The following is a 20,294-nucleotide window of genomic DNA, read 5'->3' on the forward strand; positions in this document are numbered from 1 at the left end:
CTTAGATTAAGTGGGGCTATTTATTAATAGCCATAGCACCGAATTCCCTCACACCGATCGTGTTAGAAACCATTTATAATTAACTTTATTATATTTTAATCACGCCACATTTAATTCTGCTACCAACCGAATTAACTTTATAAAAAACAATCACCAATAAAAATCACCTCTGGTTATAAAGATACCCCGCGTTTATTAACTGAACCGGATCGTTGGCTTGCGCATAACGCTGAAAAATCACTGCGGCCCCCGAATCGCGTCACGATACTCGCATTCGGAAGCCACTATTGATTGCATTCTTATTCGTCGAAGAACCAGTAACCCTGATTAATCAATTCGGTTAACTCAGCCATGAAAGTTGGATTGTTTAGCGCCTCACCCAGTTCTTTCTTGCCAATCATCGTGTAGCGGCACAGTGCATCGGCAGCTTTAGCATCGGTTGTTTCCAGCCGTTCGCTGTTGATAAAGAAGCTGTCGCCCACTTGCAGAACACGCAAGCCGCTCAGGCGCGTCAAGATCTGACCATCCATCAAAGCACCAACAATTTCATCTTGCTCGTAAGGTGGTTGCGCGGCAGAGATATCCAACTCATGGCGCGGCGTGGTAGCAAAGCGACCAAACCACTGCTTAAAGTCTTCCGGCTGATTAATCATGTCGACCATCATCTGGCGCAAGCGGTTAAGCTCGTATTCCTCAACCCGACCCGGATGTTCCCGGCAGGTTAAATCAGGGTCGCTGTAGTGCTCACCGCCGAGATCGTTCTCCAGCGCATAGTCAGCAAAACTGCTGATCAGATCCCTGCCATTCGGCCCGCGAAATCCAACAGAGTAATTGAGTGCCGTTTCATGGGTAAAACCGTCGTGTGGGAAGCCTGGTGGGATATATAAAATATCGCCCGGAGCGAGGTCTTCATCAATAATTGGTGTGAAAGGCTCAACGTGGAGCAGCGCCGGATGTGGGCAAAACTGCTTCAATGGTAATTTGTCACCCACGCGCCAACGGCGGCTGCCCATTCCCTGAATGATAAAAACATCATATTGATCGATATGCGGCCCGACACCCCCACCCGGTACGGAAAAAGAGATCATCAGATCATCTAAACGCCAGTCCGGCAGCACGCGAAATGGACACACCAATTCGGCAGACGGAGCATGCCAGTGGTTAACAGCCTGAGCCAACAACGACCATCCGGTCTCACCCAGGTTATCAAAATGCTCAAACGGCCCATTACTGGCCTGCCACTGACCATTGGTATGGCTGACAAGACGGCTATCTACCTCCGCTTCCATCGCCAAACCAGCCAGTTCATCCGGTGTAATCGGATCAATGAAGTTAGGGAAGGCATTTTTTAATATAACAGGTTGTTTTTGCCAGTATTTCTCTAAAAATTCGGGCCAATTAAGATTAAGTTGATAAGCCATGCTTTAATACCAGTGAGATGACAAACGGCCCTGATTATAAAGTGGCTGCCCCATAGGCCGCCTTGTCATTGGTCAAGGCTATGTCGGGCGCATCAACAAATAAGACTATCCCCTCATCGCAAGATGGGGGGATACAGAACCCTTCCTATATCGGCAAAAATAGTGTCCAGTCTTGTTACAATGCGTTAAACCGTGCTTCCACCTCAGTTATGGCATCTACCCGTGTTTGATGCCGTCCCCCTTCAAATTCTGCATCGAGCCAGGCATCCACAATCATCTTAGCCAGTTCCAACCCTACGACCCTAGAACCAAAAGCCAGTACATTAGTATTGTTATGTTGCCGGGAAAGCTGTGCCGAATAGGGTTCACTGCACACTACCGCGCGGATACCAGGATGTTTATTTGCCGTAATCGAGATACCTACGCCCGTACCACAAATCAAGACGCCACCATCAACTTCCCCAGAAGTGACCGCTTCAGCAACTTCATTGGCATAACGTGGATAATCCGTACGTTCTGTAGACCACCAACCTTTGTCAATCACCTTGATGCCACGCGTTTGTAAGTGAGCAACAATATCCGCTTTCAGAATAAATCCAACGTGATCACAACCCAGAGCGATACTTTTCATTGAATAACCTCTCATTCGTCAGTAAGCCAAACTTCACAAATTTCAGTTTTATGTGAGCTAAAACGATACTTTTAGTTAAAAACCCCAATAACAGCGGGCATTAAGGTGTCCATTTTACGTACTATAATCATCAATTTTAAATAATCCGTGTAGTACACATAAAGACCATCCTGTTAAATAGCACCCATAAAGAGCACTCAAAAGATTGATTTTATTAAAAATAAATTAACTTATAATGTTTAGTCTCTCGAACATAAAACTACACGAAACATAGTTACTTTATAAATTATCAAAATCTGTGAAGTTGATTGCATATTTCGTCAACACATTGTGATGATATAGTGACGTCTTCAATTTTTGGACATGAGACCGAGATGAGTCAGTCAGAGTTTGATCAAGGTATTCCTAACGGGATCGGTATCGCCCCCTACCTACGAATGAAGCAGGAGGGGATGACGGAAAATGAAAGCCGTATTGTTGAATGGTTTCTTACACCAGGGAACTTGAGTGCCGCACCGGCGATTAAAGATGTTGCCGAGACCCTCATGGTGTCAGAAGCGATGATAGTTAAAGTTTCAAAACTGCTGGGTTTTAGCGGCTTTCGCAATCTGCGCAGTACGTTGATTGATTACTTCTCGCAGTCTGAACAGGTGTTACCGGCCGAGTTATCGTTTGATGAAGCGCCAGAGGATGTGGTTAATAAGGTATTTAACATCACCCTGCGCACGATTATGGAAGGGCAATCGATCGTTAACGTCGATGAAATCCACCGTGCAGCACGCTTTTTCTATGGTGCCAAACAGCGTGATTTATACGGCGTGGGCGGCTCGAACCCCATTTGCGCCGATATTGCGCATAAACTACTGCGCATAGGTGTGCGTTGTCAGGCTTACCAAGACGCACACATTATGATGATGTCCGCTGCATTGCTGAAAGAAGGTGATGTAGTGCTGGTCGTGTCCCATTCCGGTCGCACCAGTGATTTAAAAGCCGCTGTAGAATTGGCAAAAAAAAATGGAGCGAAGATTATTTGTATTACTCATAGCTATCACTCCCCTATTGCCAAACTGGCTGATTTTATTATTTGTTCGCCAGCACCAGAGACCCCTTTATTAGGGCGGAACGCCTCAGCGCGTATATTACAACTCACATTATTAGATGCATTTTTTGTTTCAGTAGCACAACAAGATATTGAACGAGCCACGATTAATCTGGAAAAAACTGGCGCTATTGTCGACTTTTTCCGACGAGATAAATAATAGTAATAAAAAACCGGCATGTCTCTATTTTAAGGCATGCCGGAACTCTCTCCCTACAATGAGAAATGAGCCATGAATAAACTTCTAAAACTCTTTAGTGGTGCAGCCATAGGTATGATGTTATCCACCAGCGCGTTCGCTGCCGCAGAGTATGCGGTTATTTTAAAAACGCTCTCTAATCCTTTTTGGGTGGATATGAAAAAAGGAATTGAAGAGGAGGCAAAAGTATTAGGTGTCAGTGTGGATATATTTGCATCTCCCTCTGAAGGCGACTTTCAGTCTCAACTGCAATTATTTGAAGATCTGAGTAATAAAAATTACAAAGGCATCGCCTTTGCGCCACTGTCTTCAGTTAACCTGGTTATGCCTGTGGCCCGTGCCTGGCAAAAAGGAATTTATCTGGTCAATCTTGACGAGAAAATTGATATGGATAATCTGAAAAAAGCCAAAGGCAATGTCGAGGCCTTTGTCACAACCGATAATAATGCGGTAGGTGCCAAAGGAGCGGCTTTTATTATTGATAAATTAGGCAGTACCGGTGGTGAAGTCGCTATTATCGAAGGTAAAGCGGGTAACGCTTCTGGTGAAGCACGCCGTGCAGGAGCAACCGAAGCATTTAAGCAAGCCAGCCAAATCAAATTAGTTGCCAGTCAGCCTGCTGATTGGGATCGTATTAAAGCGCTAGATGTCGCCACCAATGTTTTGCAGCGCAACCCCAATCTGAAAGCTATCTATTGTGCCAATGACACCATGGCGATGGGGGCTGCTCAGGCGGTCGCCAATGCAGGTAAAGTTGGCAAGATTCTGGTTGTCGGCACCGACGGAATACCCGAAGCACGTAAGATGGTCGATGCTGGGCAAATGACCGCCACGGTAGCGCAAAACCCAGCGAATATAGGTGCTACCGGGTTGAAGCTGCTGGTGGAAGCAGTTCAACGGGGGAAAGTGATCCCATTGGATAAACAACCACAGTTTACGCTGGTGGATTCTGTACTGGTCACCAAATAGCGTTATAGCCGTACCCACCCGGCCATATCCGGTTAGAGAGCAGAGCCATTCACTCGGCTTTCCTCTTACGGGTTAGGTCGGGTAAGGGTAGATTTCGGTAGAAATAAAAAACTAAGGTGATTATATGGTCACGCCTTATATCTCTATGGCGGGGATCGGCAAATCCTTTGGGCCGGTTCATGCCTTAAAGTCCGTTGATTTAACTGTTTTCACGCATGAAATTCATGCGTTATTAGGTGAGAATGGCGCAGGTAAATCAACGTTAATGAAAGTATTGTCAGGCATTCATTCCCCAACGAGTGGATCAATAACTATTAATGATATTAATTACGACAAACTGGATCATAAACAGGCAGCGCAATTAGGTATCGGAATCATTTATCAGGAACTTAGTGTTATTGATGAATTGACGGTGTTAGAAAATCTTTATATTGGCCGTCACTTGACGAAAAAAGTCTGCGGTATAAACATTGTAGACTGGAGAAAAATGCGTATCCAGGCAGCAATAATGTTATTGCGCGTGGGTTTAAAAGTCAGCCTTGATGAAAAAGTGGCTAATTTATCCATCAGTCATAAACAGATGTTGGAAATTGCCAAAACATTAATGCTTGATGCTAAAGTCATTATTATGGATGAGCCAACCTCATCACTGACAAATAAAGAGGTAGATTACCTCTTCTTAATTATGAATCAATTGCGCAAGGAGGGTACTGCTATTGTTTATATCTCTCATAAACTGAATGAGATCCGCCGTATTTGCGATCGCTATACAGTAATGAAAGATGGTAGCAGTGTGTGTAGCGGCATGATTCAGGATGTTACCAACGACGATATTGTGCGCTTGATGGTCGGGCGCGAATTACAAAACCGCTTTATTGCCTTCAAAGAAAATGCCGGCAACGTGGTACGCGACACGGTGTTTGAGGTGAAAAACCTGACCAGTCGCGATAAGAAAAAAGTCCGCGATATTTCGTTTACTGTCAGCCGTGGCGAGATCTTCGGGTTTGCCGGTTTGGTGGGTTCCGGCCGCACCGAATTAATGAATTGCCTGTTTGGTGTCGACAAAACCAGTCATGGCGAAGTCTGGCTGAATGGCAAAAATATCACCCCCCGCTCCCCGCTGGATGCACTGAAGAAAGGCATGGGTTATATCACTGAAAGCCGGCGTGAAAACGGTTTTTTCGGCAATTTCTCTATCGCTGAAAATATGGCTATCAGCCATAGCTTAAAAGAAGGGGGTTACAAAGGTGCAATGGGGTTGGTTAAGCCACAGCTTGAGCAGGAAATTGCCGAAGAACAACGAAGCCTGCTGGCACTAAAGTGCCATTCTGTATCGCAAAACATCACAGAACTGTCTGGCGGGAATCAGCAAAAAGTATTGATTTCTAAATGGTTATGTTGTCATCCCGACGTGATTATTTTTGATGAACCCACCCGAGGTATTGATGTGGGTGCTAAAGCCGAGATCTATAAAGTGATGCGCACCCTTGCGGATGAGGGGAAAGTCATTCTGATGGTCTCCTCTGAGCTTCCCGAAATTATTACCGTTTGCGACCGTATTGCGGTGTTTTGTGAAGGGCGATTGACGCAAATCCTGACCAACCGCGATGACATCAGCGAAGAGGAGATTATGGCATGGGCATTACCACAAGAGTGAAATCAGATACGGCTGGGAAAAAGCCGTTTAACTTCGCCGCTTTTTGGGATAAATACGGCACTTTTTTCATTCTGGCGATCATTGTGGCTATCTTTGGCTCTATTTCGTCGGAGTATTTCCTTACTACCAATAACATCACGCAAATATTCGTCCAAAGCTCAGTCACCGTATTAATTGGGATGGGGGAATTCTTTGCCATTTTAGTGGCGGGGATCGACTTATCTGTTGGTGCGATTCTGGCACTGTCTGGCATGGTTACCGCAAAATTGATGCTGGCTGGGGTAGACCCAATATTTGCAGCACTGATTGGCGGTGTGCTGGTAGGTGGGGCACTGGGGGCCATTAATGGCTGTCTGGTCAACTGGACCGGTCTGCACCCTTTCATCATCACTCTGGGCACCAATGCCATTTTTCGCGGTATCACCCTGGTGATTTCTGATGCCAACTCGGTGTATGGCTTCTCCTTTGAGTTTGTAAATTTCTTTGCTGCCAGTGTGTTAGGCATCCCCGTCCCGGTGTTATTTGCCCTGTTTATCGCCATATTGCTTTGGTTTCTGACCACCCGTACACGTCTTGGTCGCAATATTTACGCCCTGGGTGGCAATAAAAACTCCGCTTTCTATTCAGGCATTGATGTGAAATTTCACATGCTAGTGGTGTTTATCATCTCAGGTATCTGTGCCGGTCTTGCTGGTGTGGTTTCGACAGCGCGCCTTGGCGCGGCTGAACCGCTGGCCGGGATGGGGTTTGAAACCTATGCCATCGCCAGTGCCATTATTGGCGGTACCAGCTTCTTCGGGGGCAAGGGGCGCATCTTTTCAGTGGTTATTGGTGGCCTGATTATAGGCACCATCAATAACGGCCTAAATATTCTCCAAGTACAAACCTATTACCAACTGGTGGTGATGGGCGGCCTGATTATTGCCGCTGTCGCCCTTGACCGACTTATCAGTAAGTAAGGACTCGATAATGAAGATATCTCCCTCCCTGATGTGTATGGATTTGCTGAAGTTTAAAGAGCAGATTGAATTTATTGACCAAAATGCGGACTATTTTCACATCGACATTATGGACGGCCATTTTGTGCCTAACCTGACACTGTCCCCCTTTTTCGTCAGCCAAGTGAAACGTATCGCCAACAAACCACTGGACTGCCACTTAATGGTGACACGCCCGCAGGATTACATTGCGCCTTTAGCAAAAGCAGGCGCAGACTTTATCACGCTGCACCCAGAAACTCTCAACGGGCAAGCATTTCGCTTGATCGAGGAGATCCGCAGTTTAGGGATGAAAGTCGGCCTGATCCTCAATCCAGAAACGTCGGTCGATAGCATGAAATATTACATTCATAAAGCAGACAAAATAACCGTCATGACGGTGGACCCAGGCTTTGCCGGGCAGCCATTTATCCCTGAAATGTTAGATAAAATTGCTGAGCTGAAAGCCTGGCGTGAAAAAAACCAGCTTAATTATGAAATTGAAATTGATGGTTCTTGTAATCAGGCAACTTACCAACTCCTGATTGAGGCTGGAGCCGATGTGCTGATTGTTGGCTCTTCCGGGCTGTTCAATCATGCCTCTGATATCGATAAAGCCTGGGCGCTGATGTCGCAACAAATCATTCATGCCAAGAGTGAGGTGTTACAGCATGCCTAAATATGACGTGGTGATCGGGGTCGATATGGGGGCGACCCATATCCGTTTTTGTTTACTCAAGCGCGATGGTGTGATGCTCCATTGTGAGAAGTTACGTACCGCTGATGTCATTGCATCGGGGTTAGTTGCTGGATTAAGCGCCCGACTGCATCAATATCTTGAACGTTATGATGCATGCTGCCAAGGGCTGGTCATGGGGTTCCCGGCACTGGTAGAGAACGACAAAAAGAGCATTATTTCCACGCCAAATTTACCGTTAACCCCGACTGACCTGGCGGGGCTGGCCGATAAGCTGAGTGCAGCGCTACACTGCCCGGTTCAATTCGAGCGTGATGTTAATATGCAACTCTCCTATGACGTACATGAACATCAACTTGAGCAGCAATTGGTCCTCGGTGCTTATCTTGGTACCGGCATGGGGTTTGCTATCTGGATGAATGGCGCCCCCTGGACTGGAGCACACGGCGTGGCAGGTGAATTGGGCCATATCCCCATGGGGGATGATGAAAAGCAGTGTGGATGCGGCAATTACGGCTGTCTGGAAACCACCTGCTCCGGTTTGGCGTTACGCCGATGGTATGACAGCACGCCGCGCGAATTTGAGCTAAGTGAACTGTTTCTCTATGCCGCCGGGCAGCCATTTATTGTGCAATTTATGCAACGAACAGCAAAAGCTATTGCCACCAGCATTAACCTGTTTGATCCCCATGCGATAGTGCTCGGCGGAGGGGTGATGGATATGTCAGGTTTCCCACTAGAAGCGTTGATCCGGCAAATACGAACTTATTTGCGCCGCCCGCTTTCCCATGACGTGGTGCGCTTCGTGCAAGCTTCATCATCAGCATTTAACGGTGCTAGCGGCGCTGCGACAATAGCCAGTAAGCAGTGGTTTATTTGATAGAATCAGCGTGTTTTTAAGTGATGTTCTCTACATCAGATATCGGCATATTGAGGCTCATGCTAATTATCCGCCCCGCAGCAGACCGGATTCGCCAGAGTTACCCTTCCCTCGCTCAGGGCAGCCCCACACCATACCGGTTTCAGACGATACTCTCCGTTGCCGACCGGTATGATTTTCACATGGTGCACCTGACTGATTTTAATATCTTAGCTGCCGGTGCTAGGTAATCGCCCTTCGATAATCATATTGTCAATATCATTATATTCTTTAGCTAATTATTCGCTGAAATTGATATTCTATTTTTCGCATATTTAAAGACAAAATTATTCTGTAGAACTGCCATTTCAAATATTTTCCCTCATGATATAGTCAAATCCTATTATTTTACCAAGAAGACTAATGTTGAAGCGCGAGGCTTAAAAGGCAAAATGGCTATCTTGGGTTACGATGGTTCAACTGATGCGCTGAAGGCAGTACGAGACGGTGTGCTCACCACAACAATCGATCAATACCCAAGGGAAACAAGGCCGAAAGGCAGTAAAAATTCGGACCGATTACATCCGTACGGGGGCTCGCCCGGCAACAGCAGATGTCTTGGTTAGCCCTGTTGCAATTACCAGCAAGAATCTTAATAACCCAGAACGAATCGAGCTTGTAAAATAATGTCGCCAGCGACTTTATCACTCTCACCACCACTGTGTTAGCACGACTTTTATGGCACTGTTGCAAATAAGTTTTTGATCTGAGTTTCACCCTTCAAAAAGGGCTCAGAGAGAGACCAAAAACCTTATTCACCAAACGCACCTCGCCATTAGGCGACCGTAATACTTAGGCTCAGCCTGGAATATACGCAATGCTTTCCAGGTTCGGAGAAAGTTTACGTTTTTTTACTGCACGGGATGGAGGGTGGCATAAATTGCAGATAAAACAACTAATGGGTTGATGCGCATGGGTAATAAAAGCACCACCACAGCAACTGCAGGCGGAAAGTTGTAACATATTACTGTCGACAAAGCGCACCAATGTCCAAGCCCGTGTCAAGGATAACAATGGTTTTTTACCAAGCTGTTGTGGAAACTGTTCCAAGTATAAATAATAAGCCTTGATAATGATTTCTACTTTCTGATATTGCCTATTTTTCTGTAGGAATTGATAAACATTATAAAACATCGATGAATGAATGTTCTGTTCCCATGTCATAAACCAATCGGCAGAAAATGGCAGCATTCCCTTAGGAGGGGATATACCACGTAACTCTTTATACAGTTTGACCAGGCGGCCACGGCTGAGTTGCGTTTCACTTTCCAGTATCTGTAAGCGTGCGCCTAAAGAGATCAATTCCATGGCAAGTTGAATCTCTTTAACTTCTTGAACAATACTTTTTTTGCTCATCATCAGCCCCCCTCATCATTGTACTCTCCCTTTTACCCGGTAACTTTTGCTGTAACTGGCTTGATAGCAAAATACACGTATGGACTTGTTGCAGATCGTCGATACGGGACTCTTTGGTCAAACGCTCAACGGTGCTATGATCGTCGAAACGGAAATGGCAGATCAGTTGATTGATTTCTGCCAATTTGATCAGTTGTGGCAATGTGAGTTTTGACAATACATCGACCATCGCTTCATCAATTCCCAAACGGAATGTTGCCAACGCCTTTTCATCCTTTATCAAACGTTGCGCCAAAAGCAAATATGACAAATTGATATTATGAAGGTGTTTAAGCAGTTCAGACTTGTCCATATTAGTCATCCTTACAGACTATGTTGTTTAAAAACATTTGCTGAGTGATACTTTTATCGCCAGACTCGAGTCTCTTCCCGAAGTTGTCCTACCATTCTCATCATACTGGCCGCGATTATTTCGCGGTTTTATTTCTCAAAAAGACTGCTGCGTATCTCTCCCATGTAGACTGCAATGTATAAATATACGGAAACCTTGTCGTTAAATGGTTTTTCATAATACAACCCTCCAATAGAAACGTCGTAACATAGCGGTATAGATGTATTTCATCTCAAATACCTGTCTGACAAAGCTTTAAGATTGAGATGGTAACTTTTGAGAAAATCACTAAAAATCATCAAAAGTCAGGCTGTTTTTAATAACTATTTAGAATATTTTCGCTATGAAACTATTTTCAAAAACCATGATAATATTTACAAATGGAAGTACAATTTTACATCTGGATTATCATTAACCAACAACAAAATAAAAACAATTTTTTAAAGAAAATGCAACATATTTCACAAAAAAAATCATCATATCCACTTTAGAAGTCAGCAAAAGATATTTTCTTTATGAGGATACTTCACTAACCGTTTTTGATTTCAGGATTCATAAATACTAATAGATAGGATATTTCCTACAAAACAAGAAATATCTTATTAGGTAAATAACATATAAGTTATTTACCTAATGTTAAAAATGAATATTCCATACTTTAATTGCACTAATATGGCGAGTGAAGGGAACAAAAAAAGATAATATGGTGGATAGATATTATTAGAATTTCTTCAGTAAATTGTTTTGATAGCTGCCTAAACTGCTTGTGTATAGTAAGGTATTCATACCAGCATACCGCGTGGTATTACAGGTTCTCAGCACCTCCCCTCCCAAAAAAGTGCCATCTGATATTTGAAAAACATTTATTATTATTATGTTATATTTCTAAAGTAATTAATTAAATTCAACGATGCAAAATCGCGTTACTGCTCTAATCCATTATTTTAATTGATGATATTACAGACTATTGCATAACCTATCGCCATTGTCCTGACTATCTCTGTAACTCCAAATCCCTGAGTACGCATTATCTGGATCTGTGTCTTTCGACTGTCCGTCTTTGATCAAACTTAATAAGTTAAATTTGATTTTGTGATTAAAGTCAAACATTTCAAAGGAAGGTTGTCATATAACATATACAACATGTCACACCAATAAAGTTAAAGTTGTAGACCAGTAGTTTAATCATTGATGCTCATTTTATATAATATGACATACATTATATATGTATAAGAAAAGTAAAAACACAGGGAAATAATATGAACTGGATAATAGAATCCCTACCCATTCTATGGGTAGTAGTTGGTGTATTGGTATTACTTGTCTTAAATATTAAATTCAAAATTAATGGCATGCTAGCCTTGTTACTTGCGGCAATTACGGTTGGGCTATTAGAAGGCCACCCATTAGCCTCAATTAATAAATCGATAGAAACAGGGGTTGGAAGTACCTTAGGCCACTTAGCTCTGATTATTCTTTTCGGCGCGATATTAGGCAAGCTAATGGTGGACTCAGGTGCAGCTCAGCGCGTTGCCAGCACATTATTGGAAAAATTTGGTCCGAAGAATGTACAGTGGGCAATATTAATAATTGGGCTTATCTTTGGTTTGGCGATGTTCTATGAAGTCGCATTCTTAATATTGGCACCGTTGGTGATTAGTATTGCTATAGAAGCTAAAATACCCTTCCTGAAGTTAGGTATAACTATGGTTGCAGCAGCAACAACTGCCCATAGCCTCTTTCCACCACAACCTGGTCCAACCGCATTAGTTGCAGCATTCCATGCTGATATAGGCATGGTATATATATACGGTATCATAGTCGCGATTCCCACAGTCATTTGTTCTGGTATACTATTGCCCAAAATACTTGGTAATTTAGATCGCCCTATTCCTCCATTACTTGAATCATCCAAAGTCTTTACTGAAGAGGAAATGCCTAGTTTTGCCGTCAGTTTACTGGTTCCTCTAACCCCTGCAATCATTATTGTCTTAGCTACAATAATTAAAATTTACATTACACCAAATGGGAATTTATTCACTTTCTTGAGTTTTATCGGTAGTGCACAGATCAGTATGCTGATTACGGTAATTATCAGTATTTTTGCATTTGGTATTTTCCGTAATAAATCGATGACTGAAGTAATGAGTTCTTACACTGAAGCCATTGAAAAAGTAGCACTCGTAGTTTTTATTATTGGTGCAGGTGGTGCATTTAAACAAATAATTGTCGATACTGGCGTTGGTGACTATATTGCGGAGATGATGAAAAACTCATCAGTATCACCACTGATCATGGCATGGTTTATTACTGTATTGTTACGTTTGGCGACAGGTGCAGGAACTGTTTCTGCTATTACTGCTGCCGGTATTGTCGGTCCACTAATACCTACTTTTAATGTTAATCCTGCACTAATGGTGTTGGCAACAGCTTCAGGGAGTAACACCTTAACCCATGTTAATGATGCTGCATTCTGGCTATTTAAAGAATATTTTGGTCTGTCGATTAAAGACACTTTTAAAACATGGGGATTACTGGAGTTAACTAACTCGGTTGTTGGACTGGCAATCGTATTACTGTTGAGTTTGATTGTTTAATCCTTAATATTGCAGGCAATCGGACTGGTTGCAGTGCCAGTCTGATTGCTACTAAATGTGGATTACGTCGTACCGCTGCGACAATATTTTGCAACATTGCAAAAGGTATATATTTAAGTCACTGGTGTGTCAGTAATCTAATACAAAAGATGAATACCATTGGTTACCAACGATTAGAACATTACAGCAAGAAAACCTCAGCCCCCGCAGGCTGTCACCTTCCTTCTTGGCACAATGACAACTATGCAGACACTGAGGGCATTATCTCTGATGCTGGTGGTGTTTATTCATATTCTACATTCATGATTCCAAGGTCATGGTTGGCATGAAGCCACTTAATACCCGTAACTTTTCCTGTAGGGAAGTTAATTTCCGGTGAATTAATCGATGCTGTTGTCTCTATTTCCTTCCCGTCGTTGAAGCACTCGATGTGTACAGTTTGTTGTGAGTTATTGATGGTACAGCCATCTTCAACGATCATCCCTACGATATGGATCACACCACTAGTTGCTCCGCTGCAGAGGGGAATGTTAGTGAACAAAAGAAAACTGATTGAGGCTGATATGCAGGCGAGTTTATAAGCATTCATGATAAACCTCACTGTTAAAGTTACAATTAAGCAACAAAACAAGATCACTTAATTAACATTTTAGTTGATTTTTTTATACATGCAACGAAGAGGAAAAAAAATTAATATGGCGGATTACCCTATGGCACTGACTATCTACCACGGGCAACGGGATGAGCGAAGGATGGATGCCTAGCTAAAAGAGCACCCATTGAAGACATCAACATTCAGGTCACTTATTTTTCAGTCAGCGACAGACAAATCAGATATTTGTGTTTACCCAAAAACGGCGCTGGAAATGGCCGTTTTATGGCGAGTGTTTGCCCTGTCGTGTTTGCTGATCAAACTTGCCCTATTTCTTATTATTTCATATCAAGCTGAAGGCTATTACGCACCACTTTATCCAAAAATTTTGCAGGCGCGAATCTGAGAATGAAATTCAACTTTCCTGCCAACGTTCCCGCCGTGTAACGCAACTTGGGGCGTGAAGTCTGAATAGCCATAACGACCACTTCCGCTACCACCTCTGGACTTTCCGCTTCAGCCATTGCCTTGCTAACAACTTTGGTTAGCTTAGCCCGAATAAGCTCATATTCTTCAAGCTTGGCATCCGGTACTAAATTATTGGCTTCAAACTGTGTTTTTATGTAGGCAGGTTCGATGACAGAGACTCTTATGCCCTGCGTGCGCAGTTCATGATCCAATGATCCTGAATACCCTTCGACCGCATGTTTGCTGGCAGCATAAAGTGCCACATACGGCAACGGAACAATCCCCAGTATCGAACCGATGTTAATGATACGCCCCCAGCCTTGATGGCGCATGTGAGGAACGACTGCCCGCGTTAACCTGACTATGCCCAAAAAGTTCGTATCAAAAATGCGCCTGGCCTGCTCGATCGAACTTTCCTCCGCAGCCGCCGGAGCAACCCCAAAGCCCGCATTATTCACCAGAATATCGATCCGCCCCTCCAGCCTCAGCAACTCATCAATGGCAGCCTCGACAGAAGCGTCGTCCGTCACATCAAGTGTCAATAATGGAAATGGATGCGTACCTGCCAGCGAGCCACGTCGGCTCGTGCCATACACCGTATAACCTGCCGCTAAAAGTTTATTAGCAGATGCTTCGCCAATACCTGAGGAAGCACCTGTAACCAGTGCTACACGTTTGTTTGTCATGCTGAATTAGCCCTTCATGAGTTTTTTTAGGTTGCTCGTCAGCGATGAGAAGACAAGCCATACAGAATTTATAATGGATTTATCTCGGTGCAGCACAGCAGGAAGACTGTTCTGCACAGTGCACCGTATCGACTAAAGGGTTTTATATCGCTCCGCGGCTTCAGCTTGTTTGATGTCCGAAAGCAGAGTCTGTCGCGCAGCATCAAGGGCGTCCCAGCGTGCAGCATTATGTAACGGTGGGATGGTAACCAACTCACGGCGATCAAAGCCAACCAGTGCTGCATCAACTAATTCGCCCACTTCCATCATTTTGGACAAGGTACTGATGTCGATACCCGCACGTTCCCAAATTTCCGTGTAAGTTCCGGCAGGGAGTACCGCCTGGACATAAATGCCCTTAGGTGACAGCTCAAAATTCATTCCCTGAGACAAGAAAAGGACAAAGGCTTTGGTTGCGCCATAAACCGACATTGCAAATTCAGGGGCGAGTCCGACAACGGAACTTATGTTGACGATCGAACCCTCGCCGGCTTTTACAAACCGTGGTGCCACTGCACTGGCAAGTCTCGTCAGGGCAGTGACGTTAAGCGCGATAAGACGTTCTATCGAATCAGGCGCCTGCTCTGTAAAACTGCCCGACTGCGCTATACCTGCGTTATTGATAAGAATACCTATTCGAGTGTCGTCGCGTAGGCGAGTTTCGACCGCTGCTAAATCATCCGCTTGCGTAAGATCGGCAGGCAGAACATCAACAGAAATGCCTCTTTCTTGTCGCAGACGATTTGCAAGCATCTCTAACTTTGCATTGTCGCGAGCGACCAGAACAAGGTCGTGCCCCCGGCGGGCGAACCGTTCAGCGTATACAGCACCAATACCCGTAGAGGCGCCTGTGATGAGGACTGATGATTTGGTCATAGGTTGATCTTCTTTATTAATGAGTAAACAGAACCCGCAATATGGGATGTATGTAGGTAGAAACTTGATACCCGCGAGTCTACTGGCTGACTTCTGTAAACGATGGGTAATCGGTGTACCCTTCTGCACCACCGCCATAAAGCGTTTCAGGGATAAGTGCGGCCAGAGGCACTCCCGTCTTCAGCCTTTCGACTAGATCTGGGTTGGAGATGAATGGGCGTCCGAACGCGAATAGATCGGCTTTGCCTTGTGCAAGTTGAGTGGACGCCAACGCCAAGTCATAGCCATTGTTACCGATGTAGGTGTTTTTAAAGCGTCGACGCAGGGAATCGTAATCGAAAGGTGATACATCACGGGGACCGCCTGTTGCGCCTTCAACCACATGGAGGTACACGATGCCTAACGCATCGAGTTGCTCAGCGAGGTAGTCATATTGCGGCTGTGGATCACTGCATGAAATCGCATTAGCGGGTGAAACCGGTGAAATACGCACGCCTGTGCGTTCAGCGCCAATTTCATCTTTAACGGCAGACGTCACTTCTAACAGCAGGCGCGCTCGATTCTCAATAGAACCACCGTATTCGTCAGTACGCTGATTAGCGCCATCTTTTAGGAACTGTTCCAGCAGATAACCATTTGCGCCATGGATCTCAACGCCATCAAATCCGGCGGCAATGGCGTTTGCAGATGCCTTTCTGAAATCGTCGATAATGTCTTTTATTTCTCTTAGCTCAAGCGCACGAGGCACAGAGACGTCGGAAAATCCATTGTTCACAAAGGTTTTAGTCTCGGCACGGATAGCGGACGGAGCAACCGGCGCAGCGCCATCCGGCTGTAAGTCGACATGAGAAATTCGCCCTACATGCCACAACTGTACAAATATCCGCCCACCTTTGGCATGCACGGCGTCAGTCACCCTGCGCCAGCCATCGACCTGAGCTTGCGTGTATATCCCCGGCGTATCCTGATAGCCCTGCGCTTGTGCGGAAATCTGCGTGGCTTCAGTAATCAGCAACCCCGCAGTTGCACGCTGAGCGTAATACGTCGCTGCCAGTTCATTGGGTACCAGACCCGCTGCGGCACGATTACGTGTTAGCGGCGCCATCACAATATGATTAGTGAGCGTTATTGGCCCCAGATTATAGGGTTGAAATAATTGTCGATTCGTCATGTAAGTTCCCCTGCTAAGTGATGTGTGAAAACACAATGTAATGATGATGATCATAATCTAAAAAGTCAAACGGTTTGATTACGATCATCATCAATGTATACTTGTGACATGAATTCTTAGGAGAGGATGCGGAAACGATGAAAGTTTCTAAAGAGCAGGTTCGTGAAAACCGAATGCGTATTGTTGAAACCGCCTCAGTGTTGTTTCGTGAACGGGGCTATGACGGCGTGGGAATAGCGGAACTGATGTCAGCAGCAGGTTTAACTCACGGCGGGTTCTACAAGCACTTTAGTTCCAAGGCTGATTTGATGTCGGAGGCGATGAGCTGCGGTTTTTCACAATCCGCAGAAAATACAGTGGGTGTGGACCGGGAAAAATTTATTGAATACTACCTATCCCGCCAACATCGCGACTCTATGGGAAAGGGGTGCGTGATGTCGGCACTTGGCACCGATACAGCACGCCTGTCTGAATCCATTAAGGCAACATTTGAGACCGGAATTGAAACTCAGCTAGCTCTTTTAGCGAATGGAAATGCAGCGGGAAGCAAAACGCGTGCCGACCTGATTGACACTATTGCACATCTTGTCGGTGCACTTGTGTTATCGCGTGCTTGCCCTGACGATTCCGCTCTGGCAGATGAGATTTTGGCTGTTTGCCGCTCCCGTATTCTCAGTCAGGAAGTCCATGAGGATTGAATCCCCAGAGCATCAGAGACTCAATAAAATGTTCATAAATTCTCAGGTCACATCTTAATAACGTGCTCGATAAGGCAGTTTTCTGCCTTAATACAATTGATCAAACCAACGAATTTGATTTGTATACGGCCACATCAATCAAAACAATCTAAGAAATTGATCTGCTCCCCTTTGATAAATCCAAGGTAAGGTTTGTGATGTCCGCTCTGGCACAGGGCAACTCATAGTAATTAGCTAATGCCTGCATTTCGCATAATAGTGGTCCGCCCCCTGTGCATTGAAATTTATTAAAAATGAAGAGAATATTGCAATATTTCCAACCTTTCATCGGAACATTTTATATCTGGATATTGATCAAATAATAAATTAAATCCATTTAAATATTAATGAGTTAGAAAAGAGACATATAATGAAATATCTTACCTCTTTTTTTGCAATAGCCATCCTTTTTGCCGTTTTTTTCTTCATTCGTTTATCTGATTTTGACCTTTCTGGCTATGGACAACAGCGAATCATATCATTTCAACATCATCAGGATGTTCTGCAAGGTACGCTGATTCTTCCTCCTGATAAAAAGTATCCCCCAGTTGTACTTATCGTTCACGGTGATGGTGCTCAGGACCGCTGGTCAGGGGACGGATATATCCCACTCGTTAAGTTCCTTGTTGCACAGGGGATAGCCGTTTTTTCATGGGATAAACCCGGCATAGGAACAAGTTCCGGTAACTGGCTGGCACAGACAATGCCTGATCGTGCAGAAGAGGCTGCCCTCGCGTTACAAAAACTGAAAGAACAACCTGAATTGAAAAGAAGTCGTGTAGGATACCTTGGTTTTTCGCAGGCTGGCTGGGTAGTACCGCATGCAAGTCAACTGGCAGCACCCGAATTTGTTGTGCTGGCCGGTGCAGCGATAAACTGGCGAAACCAAGGGATATATTTTACGGAACAACGGCTTAAATCTGAGGGGCGAACTGCTGTTGATATTCAGAATGCTAAAAAGCTTGAAGCAGAGACTTTTGATAGGCTATTCACGGAAGAAACGGCTTCGCGCCCATGCTTATCGCGCTGTACGCGGCAAGACTTTGAGCGCAGGAATTCTCGCGCAGATGCGACAACATATATCTCAGAGATGCATACGCCAACGTTGATCATAATGGGAGACGCTGACCGAAATGTGGATCCTAATGAAACAATAGCTTTCTGGACCAGAGCATTACCCGTGGACACCCCCCGTTGCATACGGCTGGTCCCCAATGCAACTCACGGACTTCTGCGCAGCAAATGGTTTGATTACCAGCTACCCTCTCAGTTTCCTCTGTGGAAACAGGGCGTATTTCTATTGTCCGGGCAATATGCTTATTCACCTGGAGCACTCAATGTTATTTCACTCTGGATACTTAATCAGGAATGTGACTACTGAACTGCATCCTGACTGCTTGTCGAAAACCAAGCAGTGGGGCGGACAAAATGAAAGATTTCCGGCCTATTTCGAACAAGCCATTGCGTTCATAAAGTCTTCGTGCACCTTCATTATCTGCAATAATATCAAGAATAAGTTTTTTCCCCTGTCTATAGGCCATATTTTTAATATGACACAGCAACGTCGGTCCAATCCCCATGCCTCATACAGACTCGTTGACGAAAGCAGATCGACAGGTGTACCCATAGCCGTTATTTGAAGGGCTTGCGGGATCATATCAATCGATTTCAGTACAGTACGATGCGTGCCGGGCAGAGTACTGAGTATGACAATCAAGGGCATTCATGGCGGCATCAAGCCCCATTGTGAAGCACAGGGATGGTGGACTGAACCTGCGCTAGTTTCGCTGTTGTCTGGGCGAGATCAAGGTTCTGCGTGAGCGCATCGGAGATACACTGATTTAGGGGCGGATCGTTAAAACTCTTCCACCAGTGAGATAAGCTGTCATTTCGTGATGCCGAGCTTTTTCTGACAAAGGATTGCGCCTGATAATGCTTTGAAAAAGGTGCCTCAGGGCGATGATAATCTGGCCCAACAGTACAACCGGCAAGCAAAGAAGTGCTCACTACAAGTGCAATAGTATGTAAAGAAAACATTGCGCCACCTTGAAACAATTTAAATCTGTGACCAAACAAATAAATGGTCACTTATTGTCAATCGGAGCCTATCACGCTAAGCTGGAAAAATGACTAAAAATATAAACGTTCCTTCATCACGTGGTCCACTTGATCACAACGTCCGAGACCAGATAGTTGAAGCAGCTACAGAACATTTCGGACACTATGGCTATGAAAAAACCACCGTTTCAGAGCTTGCTAAATCTATTGGTTTTTCAAAGTCCTACATATATAAATTTTTCGACTCTAAGCAGGCTATCGGCGAAGTGATTTGCGCTAACCGCCTTGAAATGATCATGGCAGTAATCAATTCAGCGATAGCCGATGCCCCGTCAGTAAGCGAAAAAATTCGCCGACTCTTTAGGGCGATCACCGAAGCTGGTAGCGAACTGTTTTTCCACGATCGAAAACTTTACGACATTGCCGCCGTTGCGGCGCGGGATAAGTGGCCTTCGACAGAGATGTATGAAAATCGCCTGCGTAAACTGATTGAGAACATCATTGTCGAAGGCAGGCAGGCTGGAGAGTTCGAACGAAAAACGCCTCTTGACGAAGCCACACACGCGATATACCTGGTAATGCGGCCCTTCATGAGTCCCGTTCAATTACAATACAATCTCGAAGCAGCCCCGACAGCTTCCGTTCTACTCTCATCTCTGATTCTAAGAAGTCTGTCACCCTAACTAGTGACCATTGACTTTATTGGTCACTAGTCTGAGAATGTGGATACCGTCCTGTTAATTCAATAAGGGTT

19 protein-coding genes are annotated in these 20,294 nt (G+C 44.7%); 10 read left to right on the forward strand and 9 right to left on the reverse strand.

The window, feature by feature from the left end:
• Positions 1-299: 299 nt before the first annotated feature.
• Together EL015_RS14970 and rpiB are read right to left on the reverse strand one after the other, a co-directional pair.
• Positions 300-1,421: a ribosomal protein uL16 3-hydroxylase gene (locus tag EL015_RS14970; RefSeq protein ID WP_005182668.1), complete on the reverse strand. Its 1,122-nt coding sequence runs from the start codon at positions 1,419-1,421 to the stop codon at positions 300-302.
• Positions 1,422-1,596: 175 nt separating this feature from the next.
• Positions 1,597-2,052: a bifunctional allose-6-phosphate isomerase/ribose-5-phosphate isomerase RpiB gene (gene rpiB, locus EL015_RS14975; RefSeq protein ID WP_005182666.1), complete on the reverse strand. Its 456-nt coding sequence runs from the start codon at positions 2,050-2,052 to the stop codon at positions 1,597-1,599.
• A 374-nt stretch (positions 2,053-2,426) separates the two neighbouring features.
• Between rpiB and EL015_RS14980 the strand changes: the two genes are divergently transcribed.
• The 6 genes from EL015_RS14980 to alsK all read left to right on the forward strand — a co-directional run bounded on the left by EL015_RS14980 (position 2,427) and on the right by alsK (position 8,530).
• Positions 2,427-3,311 carry a MurR/RpiR family transcriptional regulator gene (locus EL015_RS14980; protein ID WP_042569372.1) on the forward strand — a complete coding sequence of 295 codons (885 nt, stop codon included), beginning with the start codon at positions 2,427-2,429 and terminating at the stop codon, positions 3,309-3,311.
• A gap of 72 nt (positions 3,312-3,383) precedes the next feature.
• Complete coding sequence (gene alsB / locus EL015_RS14985) at positions 3,384-4,319, forward strand: D-allose transporter substrate-binding protein (protein WP_005182661.1); 936 nt, start codon at positions 3,384-3,386, stop codon at positions 4,317-4,319.
• Between the two features lie 124 nt (positions 4,320-4,443).
• Positions 4,444-5,976, forward strand: a complete 1,533-nt coding sequence (alsA, locus tag EL015_RS14990; RefSeq protein ID WP_005182659.1) for a D-allose ABC transporter ATP-binding protein AlsA — start codon at positions 4,444-4,446, stop codon at positions 5,974-5,976.
• Positions 5,955-6,935, forward strand: a complete 981-nt coding sequence (gene alsC, locus EL015_RS14995; RefSeq protein WP_032905729.1) for a D-allose ABC transporter permease — start codon at positions 5,955-5,957, stop codon at positions 6,933-6,935. The genes alsA and alsC overlap by 22 nt, the downstream gene beginning before the upstream one ends.
• Before the next feature lie 10 nt (positions 6,936-6,945).
• Positions 6,946-7,632, forward strand: a complete 687-nt coding sequence (alsE, locus tag EL015_RS15000; RefSeq protein ID WP_032905728.1) for a D-allulose 6-phosphate 3-epimerase — start codon at positions 6,946-6,948, stop codon at positions 7,630-7,632.
• A complete protein-coding gene (gene alsK, locus EL015_RS15005) occupies positions 7,625-8,530 on the forward strand; it encodes an allose kinase (protein ID WP_032905727.1) in 906 nt (301 codons plus the stop codon). The genes alsE and alsK overlap by 8 nt, the downstream gene beginning before the upstream one ends.
• Before the next feature lie 837 nt (positions 8,531-9,367).
• On the opposite strand, the gene flhC is transcribed toward alsK, so the two are convergent.
• Both flhC and flhD read right to left on the reverse strand, forming a co-directional pair.
• On the reverse strand, positions 9,368-9,928 hold the full coding sequence (flhC, locus tag EL015_RS15010) for a flagellar transcriptional regulator FlhC (RefSeq protein ID WP_172668595.1): 561 nt from the start codon (positions 9,926-9,928) through the stop codon (positions 9,368-9,370).
• Positions 9,894-10,277: a flagellar transcriptional regulator FlhD gene (gene flhD, locus EL015_RS15015; RefSeq protein WP_005182647.1), complete on the reverse strand. Its 384-nt coding sequence runs from the start codon at positions 10,275-10,277 to the stop codon at positions 9,894-9,896. Before flhD ends, flhC begins: the two co-directional genes overlap by 35 nt.
• Positions 10,278-11,587: 1,310 nt before the next feature.
• On the opposite strand from flhD, the gene EL015_RS15020 reads away from it, so the two are divergent.
• A complete protein-coding gene (locus EL015_RS15020; RefSeq protein ID WP_408068445.1) occupies positions 11,588-12,913 on the forward strand; it encodes a gluconate:H+ symporter in 1,326 nt (441 codons plus the stop codon).
• 283 nt (positions 12,914-13,196) lie between these two features.
• Here EL015_RS15020 and EL015_RS15025 read toward each other — a convergent pair whose 3' ends face one another.
• The 4 genes from EL015_RS15025 to EL015_RS15040 form a co-directional block, all read right to left on the reverse strand.
• On the reverse strand, positions 13,197-13,502 hold the full coding sequence (locus tag EL015_RS15025; protein WP_032905722.1) for a hypothetical protein: 306 nt from the start codon (positions 13,500-13,502) through the stop codon (positions 13,197-13,199).
• Between the two features lie 341 nt (positions 13,503-13,843).
• Positions 13,844-14,659 carry an oxidoreductase gene (locus tag EL015_RS15030; protein ID WP_005182640.1) on the reverse strand — a complete coding sequence of 272 codons (816 nt, stop codon included), beginning with the start codon at positions 14,657-14,659 and terminating at the stop codon, positions 13,844-13,846.
• Between the two features lie 132 nt (positions 14,660-14,791).
• The gene (locus EL015_RS15035) at positions 14,792-15,574 is read right to left on the reverse strand and encodes an SDR family NAD(P)-dependent oxidoreductase (RefSeq protein ID WP_005182639.1); all 783 of its coding nucleotides are present in this window, start codon (positions 15,572-15,574) and stop codon (positions 14,792-14,794) included.
• A 79-nt stretch (positions 15,575-15,653) separates the two neighbouring features.
• A complete protein-coding gene (locus EL015_RS15040; RefSeq protein WP_032905721.1) occupies positions 15,654-16,745 on the reverse strand; it encodes an alkene reductase in 1,092 nt (363 codons plus the stop codon).
• A gap of 137 nt (positions 16,746-16,882) precedes the next feature.
• On the opposite strand from EL015_RS15040, the gene EL015_RS15045 reads away from it, so the two are divergent.
• Together EL015_RS15045 and EL015_RS15050 are read left to right on the forward strand one after the other, a co-directional pair.
• Complete coding sequence (locus tag EL015_RS15045; RefSeq protein WP_005182635.1) at positions 16,883-17,443, forward strand: TetR/AcrR family transcriptional regulator; 561 nt, start codon at positions 16,883-16,885, stop codon at positions 17,441-17,443.
• A 409-nt stretch (positions 17,444-17,852) separates the two neighbouring features.
• On the forward strand, positions 17,853-18,863 hold the full coding sequence (locus tag EL015_RS15050) for an alpha/beta hydrolase family protein (RefSeq protein WP_005182632.1): 1,011 nt from the start codon (positions 17,853-17,855) through the stop codon (positions 18,861-18,863).
• 353 nt (positions 18,864-19,216) lie between these two features.
• On the opposite strand, the gene EL015_RS15055 is transcribed toward EL015_RS15050, so the two are convergent.
• Positions 19,217-19,519, reverse strand: coding sequence for a hypothetical protein (locus EL015_RS15055; RefSeq protein ID WP_032905718.1), 303 nt, complete (start codon positions 19,517-19,519; stop codon positions 19,217-19,219).
• 89 nt (positions 19,520-19,608) lie between these two features.
• Here EL015_RS15055 and EL015_RS15060 point away from each other — a divergent pair, with 89 nt between their 5' ends.
• The gene (locus EL015_RS15060) at positions 19,609-20,223 is read left to right on the forward strand and encodes a TetR/AcrR family transcriptional regulator (RefSeq protein WP_005182628.1); all 615 of its coding nucleotides are present in this window, start codon (positions 19,609-19,611) and stop codon (positions 20,221-20,223) included.
• Positions 20,224-20,294 lie beyond the last annotated feature (71 nt).

This window comes from Yersinia intermedia (assembly GCF_900635455.1).
In the GTDB taxonomy this organism is placed as follows: Bacteria; Pseudomonadota; Gammaproteobacteria; order Enterobacterales; family Enterobacteriaceae; genus Yersinia; species Yersinia intermedia.